Annotated in this window: 16 protein-coding genes and 1 tRNA gene; 7 read left to right on the top strand and 10 right to left on the bottom strand. The window is 58.0% G+C overall.

Annotated elements, in window-relative coordinates; translation table 11 throughout:
• The first annotated feature begins 9 nt into the window (after positions 1–9).
• Positions 10–1,020, top strand: coding sequence for an Ldh family oxidoreductase (locus DS906_RS08215; RefSeq protein ID WP_113789717.1), 1,011 nt, complete (start codon positions 10–12; stop codon positions 1,018–1,020).
• Between the two features lie 18 nt (positions 1,021–1,038).
• Here the strand turns inward: DS906_RS08215 and DS906_RS08210 are convergent, their stop codons facing one another.
• Positions 1,039–2,067, bottom strand: a complete 1,029-nt coding sequence (locus DS906_RS08210) for a LacI family DNA-binding transcriptional regulator (protein ID WP_113789716.1) — start codon at positions 2,065–2,067, stop codon at positions 1,039–1,041.
• Positions 2,068–2,180: 113 nt separating this feature from the next.
• On the opposite strand from DS906_RS08210, the gene DS906_RS08205 reads away from it, so the two are divergent.
• The 5 genes from DS906_RS08205 to DS906_RS08185 are packed head-to-tail and all read left to right on the top strand — an operon-like array spanning position 2,181 to position 8,118.
• Positions 2,181–3,692 carry a tripartite tricarboxylate transporter permease gene (locus DS906_RS08205; protein WP_113789715.1) on the top strand — a complete coding sequence of 504 codons (1,512 nt, stop codon included), beginning with the start codon at positions 2,181–2,183 and terminating at the stop codon, positions 3,690–3,692.
• On the top strand, positions 3,689–4,144 hold the full coding sequence (locus DS906_RS08200) for a tripartite tricarboxylate transporter TctB family protein (protein ID WP_113789714.1): 456 nt from the start codon (positions 3,689–3,691) through the stop codon (positions 4,142–4,144). The genes DS906_RS08205 and DS906_RS08200 overlap by 4 nt, the downstream gene beginning before the upstream one ends.
• A 44-nt stretch (positions 4,145–4,188) precedes the next feature.
• Positions 4,189–5,148: a tripartite tricarboxylate transporter substrate binding protein gene (locus DS906_RS08195; protein WP_113789713.1), complete on the top strand. Its 960-nt coding sequence runs from the start codon at positions 4,189–4,191 to the stop codon at positions 5,146–5,148.
• 55 nt (positions 5,149–5,203) lie between these two features.
• Positions 5,204–6,625: an aldehyde dehydrogenase family protein gene (locus DS906_RS08190; protein WP_113789712.1), complete on the top strand. Its 1,422-nt coding sequence runs from the start codon at positions 5,204–5,206 to the stop codon at positions 6,623–6,625.
• Positions 6,622–8,118 (top strand): AMP-binding protein, encoded by a 1,497-nt coding sequence (locus DS906_RS08185; protein WP_113789711.1) that lies wholly within the window; start codon positions 6,622–6,624, stop codon positions 8,116–8,118. Before DS906_RS08190 ends, DS906_RS08185 begins: the two co-directional genes overlap by 4 nt.
• A gap of 61 nt (positions 8,119–8,179) precedes the next feature.
• On the opposite strand, the gene DS906_RS08180 is transcribed toward DS906_RS08185, so the two are convergent.
• From DS906_RS08180 to DS906_RS08150, 7 genes are all read right to left on the bottom strand, one after another.
• Entirely contained in the window at positions 8,180–10,204 is a 2,025-nt protein-coding gene (locus DS906_RS08180; protein ID WP_113790016.1) for a DEAD/DEAH box helicase, read from the bottom strand.
• 233 nt (positions 10,205–10,437) lie between these two features.
• Positions 10,438–10,512 (bottom strand) — tRNA-Phe (locus DS906_RS08175).
• Positions 10,513–10,591: 79 nt separating this feature from the next.
• The gene (locus tag DS906_RS08170) at positions 10,592–10,774 is read right to left on the bottom strand and encodes a DNA gyrase inhibitor YacG (RefSeq protein ID WP_113789710.1); all 183 of its coding nucleotides are present in this window, start codon (positions 10,772–10,774) and stop codon (positions 10,592–10,594) included.
• The gene (locus DS906_RS08165; RefSeq protein ID WP_113789709.1) at positions 10,771–11,793 is read right to left on the bottom strand and encodes a ribonuclease E/G; all 1,023 of its coding nucleotides are present in this window, start codon (positions 11,791–11,793) and stop codon (positions 10,771–10,773) included. Before DS906_RS08165 ends, DS906_RS08170 begins: the two co-directional genes overlap by 4 nt.
• Positions 11,790–12,368 carry a nucleoside triphosphate pyrophosphatase gene (locus DS906_RS08160; protein WP_113789708.1) on the bottom strand — a complete coding sequence of 193 codons (579 nt, stop codon included), beginning with the start codon at positions 12,366–12,368 and terminating at the stop codon, positions 11,790–11,792. Before DS906_RS08160 ends, DS906_RS08165 begins: the two co-directional genes overlap by 4 nt.
• An 11-nt stretch (positions 12,369–12,379) precedes the next feature.
• A complete protein-coding gene (gene infA / locus DS906_RS08155; RefSeq protein WP_005978431.1) occupies positions 12,380–12,598 on the bottom strand; it encodes a translation initiation factor IF-1 in 219 nt (72 codons plus the stop codon).
• A 91-nt stretch (positions 12,599–12,689) separates the two neighbouring features.
• Positions 12,690–13,565: a carbon-nitrogen hydrolase family protein gene (locus DS906_RS08150; RefSeq protein WP_113789707.1), complete on the bottom strand. Its 876-nt coding sequence runs from the start codon at positions 13,563–13,565 to the stop codon at positions 12,690–12,692.
• Between the two features lie 365 nt (positions 13,566–13,930).
• Here DS906_RS08150 and DS906_RS08145 point away from each other — a divergent pair, with 365 nt between their 5' ends.
• Entirely contained in the window at positions 13,931–14,137 is a 207-nt protein-coding gene (locus DS906_RS08145; protein WP_113790015.1) for a dodecin, read from the top strand.
• Between the two features lie 56 nt (positions 14,138–14,193).
• Here DS906_RS08145 and DS906_RS08140 read toward each other — a convergent pair whose 3' ends face one another.
• Positions 14,194–14,787: a GNAT family N-acetyltransferase gene (locus DS906_RS08140; RefSeq protein WP_113789706.1), complete on the bottom strand. Its 594-nt coding sequence runs from the start codon at positions 14,785–14,787 to the stop codon at positions 14,194–14,196.
• On the bottom strand, positions 14,780–15,178 hold the full coding sequence (locus tag DS906_RS08135) for a ketosteroid isomerase-related protein (protein ID WP_113789705.1): 399 nt from the start codon (positions 15,176–15,178) through the stop codon (positions 14,780–14,782). The genes DS906_RS08140 and DS906_RS08135 overlap by 8 nt, the downstream gene beginning before the upstream one ends.

The raw sequence follows: 15,178 nt of genomic DNA, 5'->3' as shown, positions 1-15,178 counted from the left end.
GAGGCCCCTATGATTGAAACCCGTACCCTGACCCTTGAGCAGATCGAAGATCTCGCCTTCCGTGCGCTTGTCGCCGCAGGAACCTCTGAAGCCAACGCGCGGCCCTTGGCCGTTGCGACGGCTGCAACCGAGGCGGATGGGGTCGCCAGCCATGGCCTGGCTTACATCCCGATCTATTGCGAGCACGTGCAATGTGGGAAAGTGGACGGAACGGCCCAACCGGAACTGTCGCGCCCGCGCCCCGGCGCAGTGAACGTAGACGCAGCAACCGGCTTTGCCCATTCCGCAATTGATATGGGTTTCGAGGCCCTTATCCCTGCCGCGCATGAGCAGGGGATCGCGGCGCTGTCGATCCGCAACAGCTATAACTGCGGTGTCCTTGGCTACCATACATACCGTTTGGCACAGGCCGGATTGGTGGGACTGGGGTTCACCAACGCTCCGGCCTCGATTGCGCCTTCAGGCGGCGCAAAACCCGTCGTTGGCACCAACCCATTCTCGATCGCCGTGCCGGGCGCGGACGGTCAGCCCGCCCTGCTGATCGACCAAAGCGCCAGCACAATTGCCAAGAGCGAGGTCATGAAGCACGCCCGCGAAGGCAAAGCGATCCCGGTTGGCTGGGCTCTGGACGCAGATGGCAACCCGACCACGGACCCGAATGTCGGCCTTAAGGGGTCGATGGCACCGTCAGGCGGTTACAAAGGCGTCGGTGTTGCCCTGCTGACCGAGATCCTGGCGGCAGCTTTGACCGGAGCGACCCTTGGCATTAATGCCTCGCCCTTTTCCGGTACCGCTGGCGGGCCGCCGAAAACCGGGCAGTTCTTCATTGCGATAGACCCGACCGCCACCTCTGGCGATGCGTTTGCTTCGGGGATCAGTGAGTTGGTTAGCGCAATCCGCGCACAGAGCGGAGCGCATCTGCCCGGCGATGGGCGCGGTGGCAAGCGCAGGCAGGCACAGACCGATGGTGTTGCCGTCAATGCGGCCACACTGGATAAGATTGAGGCAATCATAGTCTAGCTATTCTGCCTAGGCCTGTCAGGTCGCCAGCGAACGGGTCGTTTGTCTGGCGACACATTCCAAATCACAGCGGATGCTGAAATGCCTGGGGTCATCCGACGTGATGAAATCGGTGAATTTCTCACCGGCCAGCGCTCCGATGGTTTCTGCGGGAATGCGGATAGTCGTCAGGCCCGGCTCGACATCCGCTGAGCCTTTGAAATCTCCGATACCAATTATCGACAGATCCTCTGGAACGCGCAAACCAAGCTTTTGGGCAGCAAACAACGCGCCCTGGGCGATGACGTCATTGCCACACAGCAGTGCCGTCGGACGTGTCGACGTCGTCAAAAGGGCCAAGGCCGCCTGCTTGGCCTGAGAAACACTGTAAGGCGCTTGGGTTTCATGCTCGTCAGGTACGGAAACCCCCTGTTCTCCCAACGCGTCATGCACGGCGGAAAGGCGGTGCTGCGCGCGGTCGTTCCCCTGAGTTTCGGGAAAGATCAGCCCGATGTCTCGGTGCCCCAGATCTAGCAGGTGTTCGGCCGCCAATCGTCCGGCCAGATGGTTGTCCGCACCCACGCAAGGCAGGGGTGATTCCTCTGAGTAATTCCAGATTGCTAGTGCGGGTATCTTTTGCTGCGTGATTAAGCGGTTGGTGGCATCGGAATGTTCCAACCCGACCAGCGCTACACCGTCCACGCGATGTTCAAGAAACTTGCGAACCATCGCGTATTCCCGATCCAGGTCATACCCATGCGACGCCAGCAACAGACTGAAGCCCGCTTTGTCGATCGAATCCGAAAAAGCCTGAATGACCTCGGAAAAAATGGCGTGGTTGATTGTGGGCACCACGAGGCCAATTGTCCCCGACCGTTTTCCATGCATCGTTTGGGCCGCGCGGTTGCGGATGTATCCTAAGCGCTGCACCGCTTTGTTAATCTTTTTGCGAGTCGCCGGGTTGACCAGATCGGGGTGATTGAAGGTACGTGAAACCGTAGACGGTGACACCTTTGCGGCCTTTGCAACGGCCACAATATCTGCCTTACCCTTTTGAAAATTAGCCATAATTTTACCCCACTCGGTCAAATTTATGAAAACATTTGCAATACTATTTTCATGCCCTAACCTAATTTGTCAACAAAGGTAAAAACGCGAACGGACGGGTTGGGAGGCCCTGGATGGAATTCATTTACTACTTCGGAGATGTGTTCACGCCGATGTCGTTCATGCTGCTTTTGGGCGGCACGATCGGAGGGCTGATCCTGGGCGCGACACCCGGCCTATCGCCAACAATGGCGGTGGCCTTGTTAATCCCGTTCACCTTTCAACTTGAGGCCGCGCAGGGTCTAATCCTGCTCGGGGCGGCCTATACTTCGACTGTGGCTGGCGGAGCGGTCAGTGCCATCTTGCTGAAGATCCCTGGCGCTCCGGCGAATATCGCCACCACTCTGGATGGCCACACCATGGCTAAAAAAGGCGAAGGTGCCCGCGCCTTGCAGCTGTCCTTTCTGGCATCGGCCGTGGGCGGCATCTTTGGCGTTCTGCTGCTGATCTTCCTGACGCCCGTTTTGGCGCAATGGGCGCTTGCCTTTGGACCATCGCACCTGTTTTGGCTGGCCATTCTAGGCGTGACGGTCATTGGCACGCTGGACTCGGCCTCAGTGGTCAAAGGTTTGCTGTCGGGCTGTATCGGGTTGTGGCTGGCCACGATCGGGTTCGACGACATCATGGGTGCGCAGCGCTTTATCTTTCATCCCGCGTTGGGGGGCGGCATCAACATCATCGCCGCGTTGATTGGTTTGTTTGCGATACCTCAGGTGTTGACCATGTTCGCCAAGGGCCGCCACAACACAGGTGCCGAAGTGATCGAAGTGCAGCGCCATTCAATCATGGCGGCCTTTAAAGAACTGTTCAGCCGCACCCGCGCGCTGAGCATCGGGACGCTGACAGGCTCGATCATCGGCCTGATCCCAGGTGTCGGTGGACAAATCGCGGGCCTCGTCGCCTATGACCAGGCCAAGAAGTTTTCGCCCGAGAAGGACAAGTTCGGTACAGGCCACTCCGAGGGTGTAATCGCAGCGGAATCCGCAAACAACGCAATGGTTGGTCCCTCGCTCGTCCCGCTACTGACGCTGTCCATCCCCGGCAGCCCGACCGCCGCCGTGCTGTTGGGCGGGTTGCTGATCCACGGGATTTTCCCGGGCTCGGACCTATTTGACAATCACCCCGATGTCGCCTGGACGTTCATCAACTCGATGCTGATTGGGCAGGTTCTGATGTGCATCTTCGGCCTCTATGTTGCAGGGCTTGCGGCCCGTGTTGCACAGGTCCCGCAATCGGTCATGGCCGCCATCGTTCTGGCCTTGTCGGTCTTCGGTGCATACTCGGTTCAGGGTTCCATGGGTGATGTCTATGTAATGGCGTGCCTCGGAATCGGGATGTTCTTTTTGGAACGCTTCGGTTTCTCGGCTGCGCCGCTGGTACTGGGTCTGATCCTCGGGCCAATCGCCGAGGCTAACTTCATCCAGGGCGGAATGATCGCTGACGCGACCGTCGGCAAGGCTTCGTACTTCATGACCGGTGGATTGAACCTGTTCCTGATCGCCGTCGTACTGGCCTCGATCGCCTATTCGGTTTGGATGGAACTGCGCAGCCGCCGCTACACCACCAAAGAGGAGGCACAGGCATGAACCGCTCACAGCACGTATTCGGGTCAGGTCTGGTCTTTGCAGTTGGCCTGTGGGTCGCATGGGTCAGTTACACGCAACAACCCGCCGAGGCATTCCTGTTCCCACGCCTTATAGCAACGGTCTTTGTGGTTCTGGCCGGATGGACATTTGGCAAAGCGGTCATGGGTCTGTCCAAGGTCGGGAACGGCGTAACGCGGACGATGTTCGTAAACATGCTGCCGGGTCTGACCATCACGCTGATCTACGTATTTTGGGCGGCGAAGACACTGGGGTTCTATACCGCGACAACCATCGCCTTTTTTATCCTGCTTTCGATCTATGACCCCGCGCCCCACAACGAGGTCAAAACCTGGATCAAACGTGGGATTATCACAGCGGTCTTTGTGGCGGTGATGTACGGGCTCTTTGCCATGCTTTTGAACGTCTACACACCAAGAGAAATTCTGTTCTGAACACGCAAATGCGCGGATGAACCAACTTAGGGAGGAAACGCAAAATGAAACGATTGATTGCAGGGGCAGCAATGGCTCTGACGGGCCTGACGGGCACGGCAATGGCCGAGGAGTATCCAGAACGGCCGATCATGATGATGGTCAGTTACGGAGCCGGAGGCGCGACCGATTTTCAAGCCCGGATCGTCACCATGACATCTGGAAACGAGGATGCGCTGGGAATGCCCATCGCCATCATCAACAAGCCTGGTGCCGGTGGGCGCGTTGGCTGGAACTGGTTCGCAACTCAGGCCGATCCGGACGGCTATACGCTGGGTGCGTACAACGTTCCTCATTTCATCGCCCAGTCGATCAAGGGTGGCGTCGATTATTCGACCGACAGCTTTGAACCCATCGCGAACTGGGGCGCAGACCCGGCCGTGTTCGTGGTTGGTGCTGACAGTGAGTTCAACTCGATGGATGATGTTGTCGCCTATGCCAAGGAAAACCCGGGCAAGCTGACCGTATCCGGCGCGGGTCTCTTCGTGGGCCACCACATCGCGGCGTTGCAGATCGATAAGGCAGCCGGGACCAAGATGGCCTACATCCCGACCAAAGGTGGCGGAGCGGCAGCGATGAAAGCCGTCATCGCAGGCGAAGTCATGGGCGGTATCAACAACCTGTCCGACGCCTTCCGTGCGCAAGAAGCTGGAAATGTGAAGATCCTCGGCGTTGCTGATCTTGAGCGCAATACGTTCCTGCCGGATGTTCCTACAATGATGGAACAGGGGCTGGACGTGGACAACTCCTCGGTCAACTTCCGGGGGGTGATGGTGCCCAAGGGAACACCTCCTGAGGTGATTGAGAGACTGGCAGCAACCGTACCCGAGATGTTCGCCAATTCCCGCGTTTCCAAGAAGATGGAAGCGGGCGGTTCGCCCATGCACATCATGACACGTGACGAAGTGATCGAGATGTGGGCGCAGCGCCAGCAGACGCTGAACGAATTGCTGGCTGGTCTTTAACCGACCCAAATCGGGGCGGGTAGAACCCGTCCCGGACAACCAATTGAGGACCAAAATGAACGCTCCAAACGACATAGCCCCCGAAATCGCCGAAGTGGACCGGATCGTGGCACATGCGCGCAAGGCTCAGGCTGCCTATGAGGCTACAGGCAGTCAGGCGCTCTATGACAAGGCGGCGCTGGCGGCAGGCTGGGCGATCATGGAACCCGCGCGCAATCAGGCGCTGGCAGAACTGGCGGTTGAAACCACCGGCCTGGGCAATGTCCCCGATAAAATCACCAAAAACCACCGCAAAACTCTGGGTCTTCTGCGCGACATTGCAGAGGCAAAGACATTTGGGGTCATCAGCGACGATCCTGAAACAGGCATCACAGAAATCGCCCGTGCGATCGGCGTCGTAGGCGCGGTCGTTCCCTCAACCAATCCGGCCGCAACACCGGCCAACAACATCATTAATGCTCTCAAGGGTGGCAATGCTATCGTCGTCGCCCCCTCGCCCAAGGGCGTGGCATCCTGTGAGATGCTGCTAAGCTTCATACACGCCGAGTTTGACAAACTGGGGCTGGATCGGGATCTGGTTCAGATGATCCCCGCACCGGGATCAAAGGCCAAAACCCAACGGCTGATGGAGACCTCGGATCGGGTGATCTGCACCGGCAGTCAGAACAACGTCCACCGGGCCCAGTCCTGCGGCACACCCGCCGTCGCGGTCGGCGCGGGCAATGTCATCGTGATTGTCGATGAAACCGCCGATCTGTCGGCGGCGGCTGCCAAGATCACGGCGTCAAAGTGTTTTGACAATGCAACCTCCTGCTCGTCCGAGAACGCAATTGTGGTGGTGGATGCAGTCTATGACGACTTTATCGCAGCGATGGCCGCCGAAGGCGGCGCGCTGGTCCCCGCTTCCGATGCCGCAGGTATCATTGCGCGTCTCTGGCCAGACGGGCACCTCAACCGATCAGCGATCGCTCAGGACGCCGACAAGATGCTTGAGGCCTTGGGGATGGCAGACAAAGCGCCCGAAGGCACGAAGTTTCTGGCGGTAGAGACAGATGGGATCGGTCCTGACCATCCCCTGTCCGGAGAGAAGCTGAGCCGCGTTCTGGCGCTTTACCGGGCCTCGGACTATGCGGGCGCCAAAGCCCTCGCAGCGCGCGTCCTGGCCCATCAGGGGGCCGGACATTCGGTTGGCATTCACACCAGCGACGACGCGCGCGCTGTTGACCTGGGCCGAGAGCTCCCCACCTGCCGGGTTATCGTGAACCAGGCACATACTTTTGCAACGGGCGGCAGCTTTAACAACGGAATGCCCTTTTCCCTGTCCATGGGATGCGGCAGCTGGGGCGGAAACTCCATTGATACCAACCTGCATTGGCGGCATTTTGTCCAGACCACCAAAATTGTGCGCGAAATTGCTCCGCGCGAACCCGCGCTCGAGGACGTATTCGGCGCATATTGGAGGGAGGCCGGCCAATGATGGAACCGCCAAAGGGAACGGTCCGCGATTGGCTGGACCTAAGAGCCGATCAGGGCGGAACCGGGTTTGTTTTTCCCGATGGCGCACAGGATCTGAGCTGGGTTGAACTGCGCGGCTCGGCCAGAAACGTTGCAAGCATGTTGACCAACCTTGGGGCGCAACAAGGCGAAAGCGTCGCCCTTATCTATCCCAATTGCCGCGAAGCGCTTATCACCTTGTTCGGCGTACTCTATGGCGGATTCCGGGCAACAATGATCAATCTCGTCGCGGGCGACAGTGCCGTGGCCTACGCCCTTGAACACAGCGGCGCACGCTTTGCCTTCGTGCACCCGGATCAAGCCGAGCTGTTCGGCCGAACAGCCGACCCTGCCGTGACCAAGCCTTTGCAGATCGCCGATGCTGGTGACGCAGATACCGAGCTTTACGACCTGACGCCCGAAGATCATGCCCTTCTCATGTACACCTCAGGCACAACCGGCAGACCAAAGGGCGTCGTTCATACCCATTCCAGCCTTTTGGCCGGCGGCTGGACTACCGCTGTCGCACATGAACTGACCGACACTGATCGCGGTTTCTGCGTCTTGCCGATCTATCACATCAACGGTCTTTGCGTGACTGTAATGGGAACGCTCGTTTCGGGCGGGTCACTGGCTATGTGCGAGCGGTTTTCGGCCAGCCGGTTCTGGGAGAACCTTGGAAAAACCAGTGCTACGTGGTTTTCGGTTGTCCCGACCATCATCTCTCATCTGCTGCAATCCGACACCAATCCGGACAGCCAAACCCGTCAGCGGTTGCGGTTCGGGCGCTCTGCCTCATCCGCGCTGGCACCGGACGTACAACGGGCTTTCGAAGAACGGTTCGATGTTTCCATCGTCGAAACCATGGGCCTTACCGAAACCGCCGCGCAGATCCTGTCGAACCCACTTCCGCCGGGTGTGCGAAAAATCGGCTCGCCAGGCGTTGCATATGGAAACGACGCCGCGATCCGGGATGCAAACCAACAGCCCGTCCCGCCCGGAACCGAGGGCGAGCTGGTCATACGCGGGCCAAATGTGATGCTTGAATACCTTAAGGATCCAGATGCGACCGCAGGCACCTTTACTGCCGATGGATGGCTTCGCACCGGCGATCTGGCGCGTATGGATGAGGATGGATACGTCTATGTCACCGGCCGCTTGAAAGAGCTGATCATCAAGGGTGGTGAAAACATCGCCCCGCGTGAGATCGACGAGGCGCTATATTCCCACCCCGACGTTGTCGAAGCCGCAGCCTTTGCACGCCCCTGCCGCAGCTATGGCGAAACCGTCGAGGCCGCTGTCAAAATCCGGGAAGGGTCTGAGCTGACGCCGCTTACCCTATTAGAGATTTGTAAAACCAAGCTGGGTCGGTTCAAATCTCCTGACGAGGTTCACATTCTGCATGATCTGCCAAAGGGGCCATCGGGTAAGATTCAGCGCAACCGGATACTGGAAATCGTGGACGACAAAGGCTGAGCGCCAGCGGCGCATTCACTGCTGGTGCGCTACCGAGGCCGACCTGGTACGTTGAATAGCGCTATGTCTTGCGCCGTTTCGGCAATGCGTCTCCACCTTTTCCCGGTTTCGCGGCTGCCGCGCGGGCGCGGTTCTTCTTGCTGCTGGGTTTGCCCTTGGGCGGCGCCGAGCTTTTGGTGGGTTTACCGCTAGGCTTTACGCTCGCGTCTTTACTTTTGCCGGCAGGTGCTTTGTGGGATTTCTTCTTTGCGCTTGTTGCCGTGAATTTGACATCCGCCTCGCCCGTTGCGCCTGCCCCTGACAAGTCCTTTCGCTGTACCGAGCCAGAATCTTTGAATCGGGCTGGTTTGGAACGCTGTTCCACAGGATTTTTGGGCTTGCGATCTTCGGGCTTGGGTTTGCGGTTACGGGGCGTTGGAGCATCGTTCCAATCAACGGGGGTGGTGTCCCCTTTGCGCGGACGCGGTTTACCCTTGGGTGGGCGGTTGGATCTTGGACGCTCAAACGCTGGCACGTCAGGCGCGCCATCCAAGCGTACAACGTTTTTCGAACCTTCGATTTTCATACCAGGTCCAACTGCCGCCAGAAAGCCCACAACACTGGCTTCGCGGATCTCGACGTAAGACACATCATCGGCAATCCGGATCGCGCCGATATCGTCTTTGGTCAGATCGCCGGCCTTACAGATCATCGGCAGCAAATGGCGCGGCGATGCGTTTTGGTTGTGGCCTTCCGACAATGAAAACCAGACGCTCGGACCAAAGGCAGCGCGGGGTTTGGGGCGGTCCGCCGTCACCGGGGCCAACTCTTCCGGTGCTGAGTGGCGCAATTTATACTGACGGAGATACGCTGCTGCTATTTGCTCAGGGGTAAATTTTTCAACTAGGTGCTTAACCGCGTCCTGTTCGCTTTCGGTAACTTCAACTTGCCAGTCGTCCGAGGCGAGCATCCGCGTCTGATCCCGTTCGTTCACCTCATCCGACGACGGGGCGACGCCCCAATCCGCCGTGAGTTTTGCGAACTTCAGAATACGCTCGGCCTTTTTCCGCGACGACGGCTCGACCACCAGGGCGCTAACGCCCTTTCGCCCGGCCCGGCCCGTGCGTCCCGAACGATGCAAAAGCGTCTCGTGACTGTTGGGCAACTCGGCATGGATCACCAGATCGAGGTTGGGCAAATCAATCCCGCGCGCCGCGACATCTGTCGCCACACATACCCTCGCACGCCCATCACGCATCGACTGCAACGCGTTAGAGCGTTCACTCTGCGTCAGCTCACCAGACAGTGCCACCACAGAAAATCCGCGGTTGGAAAGCCGCGTGGTCAGTCGTGACACCATCGCACGGGTGTTACAGAAAACGATAGCATTGGGAGCTTCGTAATACCGCAATGCATTGATGATCGCGTTATCCCCGTCCCGCGGCGCCACCATCATCGCACGATATTCGATATCGGCATGTTGGGTTTTCTCGCTGACAGTGCTCACCCGCTCGGCATCGCGCTGATAACGCGTTGCCAGACTGGCAATGGCGCGCGGCACAGTTGCTGAGAACAACAACGTTTGTCGCTCTGCCGGGGTTTCATCCAGGATGAACTCAAGATCCTCGCGAAATCCAAGGTCCAGCATTTCATCGGCTTCATCCAGAACAACGGCCCGGATCGCGGTCAGATCAATGGAACCACGCATGATATGATCGCGCAGTCGACCCGGCGTTGCGACAACAATATGCGCCCCTCGCGCCAAAGCCCGGCGTTCATCACGCATATCCATGCCACCGACGCACGAGGCCAGAAACGCGCCGGCATCAGAGTATAGCCAGCTCAATTCACGCTTGACCTGCATGGCCAGTTCCCGCGTAGGTGCAACCACCAAAGCCAACGGCGCGCCGGACGCCCCGAACGTCTCATCTTCGCCCAGCAACTGTGGTGCAATCGCCAACCCAAACCCGATGGTTTTTCCCGATCCGGTTTGCGCCGACACCAACATATCGCGCCCTTCCAGGTCGGGCTGTGTCGCGGCCTGCTGGACTTGTGTCAAAGTATCGTAACCCTTGCGGGCAAGCGCATCTGCGATGGTCTGTTTCACGGTGGTGTTCTTTGTATCAGCCGGGGGATACGTGCCTTGCGGTATTGCAATCAGCGCATCTTCCAAGGTTAAAGAGTGCCTCTTAACGGGTGTCGCTGGCAATGTATAGCCGTGTCTTTTGTGGTGGCCGAAGTAAAAAACCGCCGTTCACGAAGGTGTATTTTGATGAACTGGTCTGCGGTTTCAGTCTGCTGTCAAAAGCTGGTGTGAAACCAAAACCTTACCAGAGAAAGTGGTGCCCGGGGGCGGAATCGAACCACCGACACGAGGATTTTCAATCCACTGCTCTACCCCTGAGCTACCCGGGCACGGGTACGGCGTTTGCCGTTGGGTGGAGGCCTTCTATGACTTGCTACAGGCAGTGTCCAGAGGCTTTTTCACATTTTTTCAATGTGGACGTTGTTGCTCTGCTTCGGGGTCGGAAACTTCGGTTTCAACGTCCTCTTCCCGCTGCGATGGAACCGCGTAGGACCCGTTCAGCCACTTGGCCAGATCAATATCAGCACAACGTCTCGAACAGAATGGCCGAAACTCGGTTACAGACTTTTCTGCGCAGATCGGGCAGCTCATTTCAACACTTCCGACAATGGGATACGGCCGCGTTTGCGCTGCAGTTCGTAGTGGCCAAGAGGGGTCCAGCCTGCCAGCGTGGTTTCGATCGAATCCGCCTTCAACGCAGCGCGCAGAGAAGCCTCGAACCCACGGCGATCCTTTTTAGGCATTGGTGCCAGATCCAGAGTGATTTGCCCCCCTAGACCGCGAACGCGCAATGCACGGGCAAGCCCTTTGGCACAGGCGAAATTGGCCTTGATTCCGGCCGCCATCGACGTATCGGACCCGGTGTTGACATCCACAGCGACCAAGGCCCGGGTGGGCTGAATATATAGGTGGCCCCCTCCGGGCAGTGGCTCAGAAATACCACGCGCCACGTCCAATGCGTCCAATACGCCATGCGTTTCGAAACTGCCCGGCTGTGTCACAACCTCAGCCGGGTCGGTCCAGTCGCGCCAGGCAAGAACATGGGGTCTGTCACCTTCCAGCAGCAGGTCGGGCTCGGTTCCCGGATCGTTCAAAACCTGATCCGCATGGGCCAGCATCGCGCCGATATCTTCGGCGATTTCAGCCGCGCCTTCGCCCTCACAACAGGATCTCAGGATCAGGCCATGGCTGCTGCCCTCCATGCTTTCATGAGCAATCTCAAGTAGGCGGTCACGCTCATCTTCGTCGTGGATGGAACGTGAGATATTCAAACCGGGCGCATCAGGCGTGACGATCGCATAGCGGCTTTTGAACAGAACCCGATCGGTCACTGGCAGCGCCTTACCGGGTTCGGCATAGCCCGTCACCTGAACCAACATCAGGGCACCGGGTGCGAGCCCTTTGACCTGCCGTAAAAAGGCCGGACCATCAGGCGTGGTCAGGAACATGCCACCCTGCCCTTTGACCGGTCGGTCGGCACGGGCACGGTAAATCGTACCCGGCGCGGGCGCGTCAGCTGCAACCAGGAAATCGTCCAGCTGACCATCGACCATAAAGGCGGCAGCTTCGCGGTTTTCGATGTGATCCAGAACGATGGTTCGACCCTTCATGATGCCTCACGATACAGGGGATAGCCGATGCCTTGCAAAAGCGCGGCGGTCTCGGACAGGGGGAGCCCCACGATGCCGGTAAACGAACCGGAAATCCATGGGATGAAAGCCCCGGCGGGGCCTTGAATGGCGTAGGCGCCTGCTTTGCCCTGCCAGTCTCCGGTCGCCAGGTAAGCGTTGATTTCAACGTCTGACAGACGTTTGACCTTGACCTGAGACACCACATCACGTTGCAGAACGCGGTCTCCGCGCCGTACAGCGACCGAGGTGATTACGCGGTGCCGCCGACCGGACAAAGCATGCAGGAATTCAGCCGCCTGGCCCGCGTCTTCCGGTTTTCCCAGAATACGGCGGCCCAGTGCGACCGTGGTATCCGCGCAAAGAGTTACATCGTCGCCATCGGCCTGTACCGCCTGCACTTTTGCCCGCGTAATGCGATTGCAATAGGGCACCGGCAGCTCACCTTTCAGCGGCGTTTCATCAATGTCGGGTGCACGGATGGCATCGGGCTGCACGCCAAGTTGGGCCAACAGGTCCAACCGCCTTGGGCTGCCCGATCCTAAGATAAACGCCATTGCGGCAGGCGTTACTTGAAGCGGTAGTTGATCCGACCCTTGGTCAGATCATAGGGGGTCATCTCGACCTGAACTTTGTCGCCGGCCAGAACACGGATGCGGTTCTTGCGCATCTTGCCTGCCGTATGTGCGATGATCTCATGGCCGTTTTCCAGCTCGACCCGAAACGTCGCATTAGGCAGGAGTTCCTTCACGACACCGGGAAATTCGAGCGTATCTTCCTTGGCCATGTTGTCTCCATATTTAAGTTGCACCCGCAGAATCTGCAGGGATGTGCGCTTAAATGAGCCTATTTTGGCCCTATTTCAAGGGCGGAATCACCTATAGGGCGGATATTGTGACCGAATCGACTCGGGGTAATTGCTCATCCCAATGAGTTCGGTTGAGGACATGGCCATCGGAACGCACACCGGCGATGGCCGACATGTCGACCTCAGCATAAGTCCAGCCGGGTTTGTTCAGGGTGCCTTCGGCCAGCACTCCAGTCGCGGGAAAGCCCTTGTCCGGTGGACCAAATACACCGCCAGTGCCGGTGTTCATATCAACGGCTTCGGACCATTCATTAGTGCTCACCAGGGACGACATCACCGTAACGCATTGATTTTCCAATGCTCTGGACATCGCGCCGATACGTACCCGCCAATAGCCTGACAACGCCTCGGTGCAGGAGGGGACAAGGATAAGGTCTGCCTCGCTAAGAGCACGACCCAATAGTGGGAACTCACTATCGTAACAGATCAGCACCCCAATTTTGCCCAGCGCAGTATCGAACAGTTTCAGCGGGCCGCCAGGGGCAATATCCCACGACTCGCGTTCGAACCGGGTCATGATCTGTTTGTCCTGGTGGTCCTGTTTGCCATCTGGGGCATAGAATGAAGCCCGGTTCACAGGTCGACCAGGGCCATCCACAACCGGGGCCGATGCGCCCAGAATGTACGACTTATATTCCTGCGCGAGGCGCTGGTGCAGGTTTCTTACATCCTCCATCCGATCCGAGACTGCGTGGATCGAACGCTCCAGATCACCTGCCACCTCAGCTCCGTCAAGGGTCGACAGTTCCATCGCGCCGTATTCAGGAAAAACCAGTAGTTCCGCCCCCTGCCTCGCGGCGCCTGAGACCCAGCGGTCCAGCTTGTCCTCATACTGCCCCCAGCTGTCGAGCCAATCGAGGTTATAGGCGGCGGTAGCGACTTTCATGGGCTTTCCTTGCGGTCCAATCTCTGGCGATATTTAAATGTGCGATTGTGGGCTGTATAGCCCCATCCTGACACCTTGGGTTTTGAACGACCTCTTCCGCTACGACCCCGAACCGTCGAATGCATGAACGACTGCCAAAGCTTGCTCTAGTCGGAAATGGGCGGCCAACGAAACCGTCATTGTTGGCCGATGAACCGGCGCTCAATCCATTTTTAAGTGCTGGGATGTCAGCATTCAACGAACTGTCAGTCTGCAAGTGACAGATTCAGTTGATGTCTTGGCAGAGATGAAAGAGCGTGAGGGTAGGTTCCGAGGGGCCATCAAGAATGCATCCAATAATCCAGTTCAGCTTAGGGAAAATGAAAATGACGAATGCTACATACAAGAAAATCGATGTCGTCGGCACGTCAACGGAATCCATTGATGCGGCTATCCGGTCGGGTATCTCAAAGGCGGCTGAGACAGTTAAAAACCTTGATTGGTTCGAAGTTTCGGATATCCGAGGTCACATAACGGAAGGTGAAGTTGGTCACTTCCAGGTCGCTATGAAAATCGGGTTCAGGCTCGACTAAGGCAAGGCGCAAGCCCAGCAAAAGACAGATTTGTCCGCAGAGCAGACGAAAACCATCTACAAATCCCGCATCCAAAACTGCAGTGGCTTTACTGTCTCGCCCTCTTCGCCAATATCCTTCCACGAAAACTGCGCGATCACACCAGGCATCCGTTCATATCCCCGCGCGCACCAGAAGTCATCCAAAGGGTGGTAGTTGTTTGGCCGCATCGGGTGCTCGGCGGGGTGCCTCACACTGCAAAAGGCGCATTTTCTGTAACCCAGCTTGCGTGCATGTGCCTCGCGAAGGTCAAAGAAAGTGTGGCCAACGCCCTGTCCCCGATAATCCGACAAAAGGACGGATTCGGCACAATAGAAGATTTTGGCCAGGTCCAGACCCGAGCCTTCAAAGGCGGCGGCGAAATCTTCAGCGTGGTCGGTCAAAGGGGCACCGGTCGAAGCGCCTATCAGGCGGTCACCATCGAACGCTCCAACAACGACCGCTTTGTCGCTGTCACGGTAAGATTGCAGGTACTTCCGCTCGTAATCGATGTCGCCGTCATACAGATACGGCCACGCCCGAAACACCTGGATCCGCAAACGCGCCACATCGTCCAAGGCATCCGTCAGCGCCGCCCCGGTCAGGGGACGGACAGCTGTGACCTCAGCCATTCGAGACCTGCTTGGTCCAGTCAGCGAGGTTGTAGAATGTGGTGACGCGGGTAATTTTACCGTCTTTCAGGTCAAAGAACGACCCGGCGGGCAAGCGATAGGTCTGACCGCGGGCTTCGGGCAAACCCTCATCCGTCTGCAGATAGGTGCCGTTCACAGTGAACTCTGCCGCAGCGCGGGTACCGCCTGCGGCCTCAAACACCACGATATCCGTTAGGTGTTCCTTGTAGCAGCGGTTCATATGGGCGCAAAAGGCTGCAAATTTTTCCTTACCGGTGCGGATCTGGCCTTCGTTCACGTGATGCGCTACGTCATCTGACAGGCAAGCCAGCATGCCGTCGACGTCACCGGCGTTGAAGGCGTCGAAATAGGTTTTGACGGTCTGGTTCAT

Origin of the sequence: Ruegeria sp. A3M17, from assembly GCF_003318255.1 — a bacterium.
Lineage (GTDB): Bacteria > Pseudomonadota > Alphaproteobacteria > Rhodobacterales > Rhodobacteraceae > Ruegeria.
The sequence above is the reverse complement of the archived record's forward strand: the minus strand, read 5'-3'. Positions and strand labels throughout refer to the sequence as shown.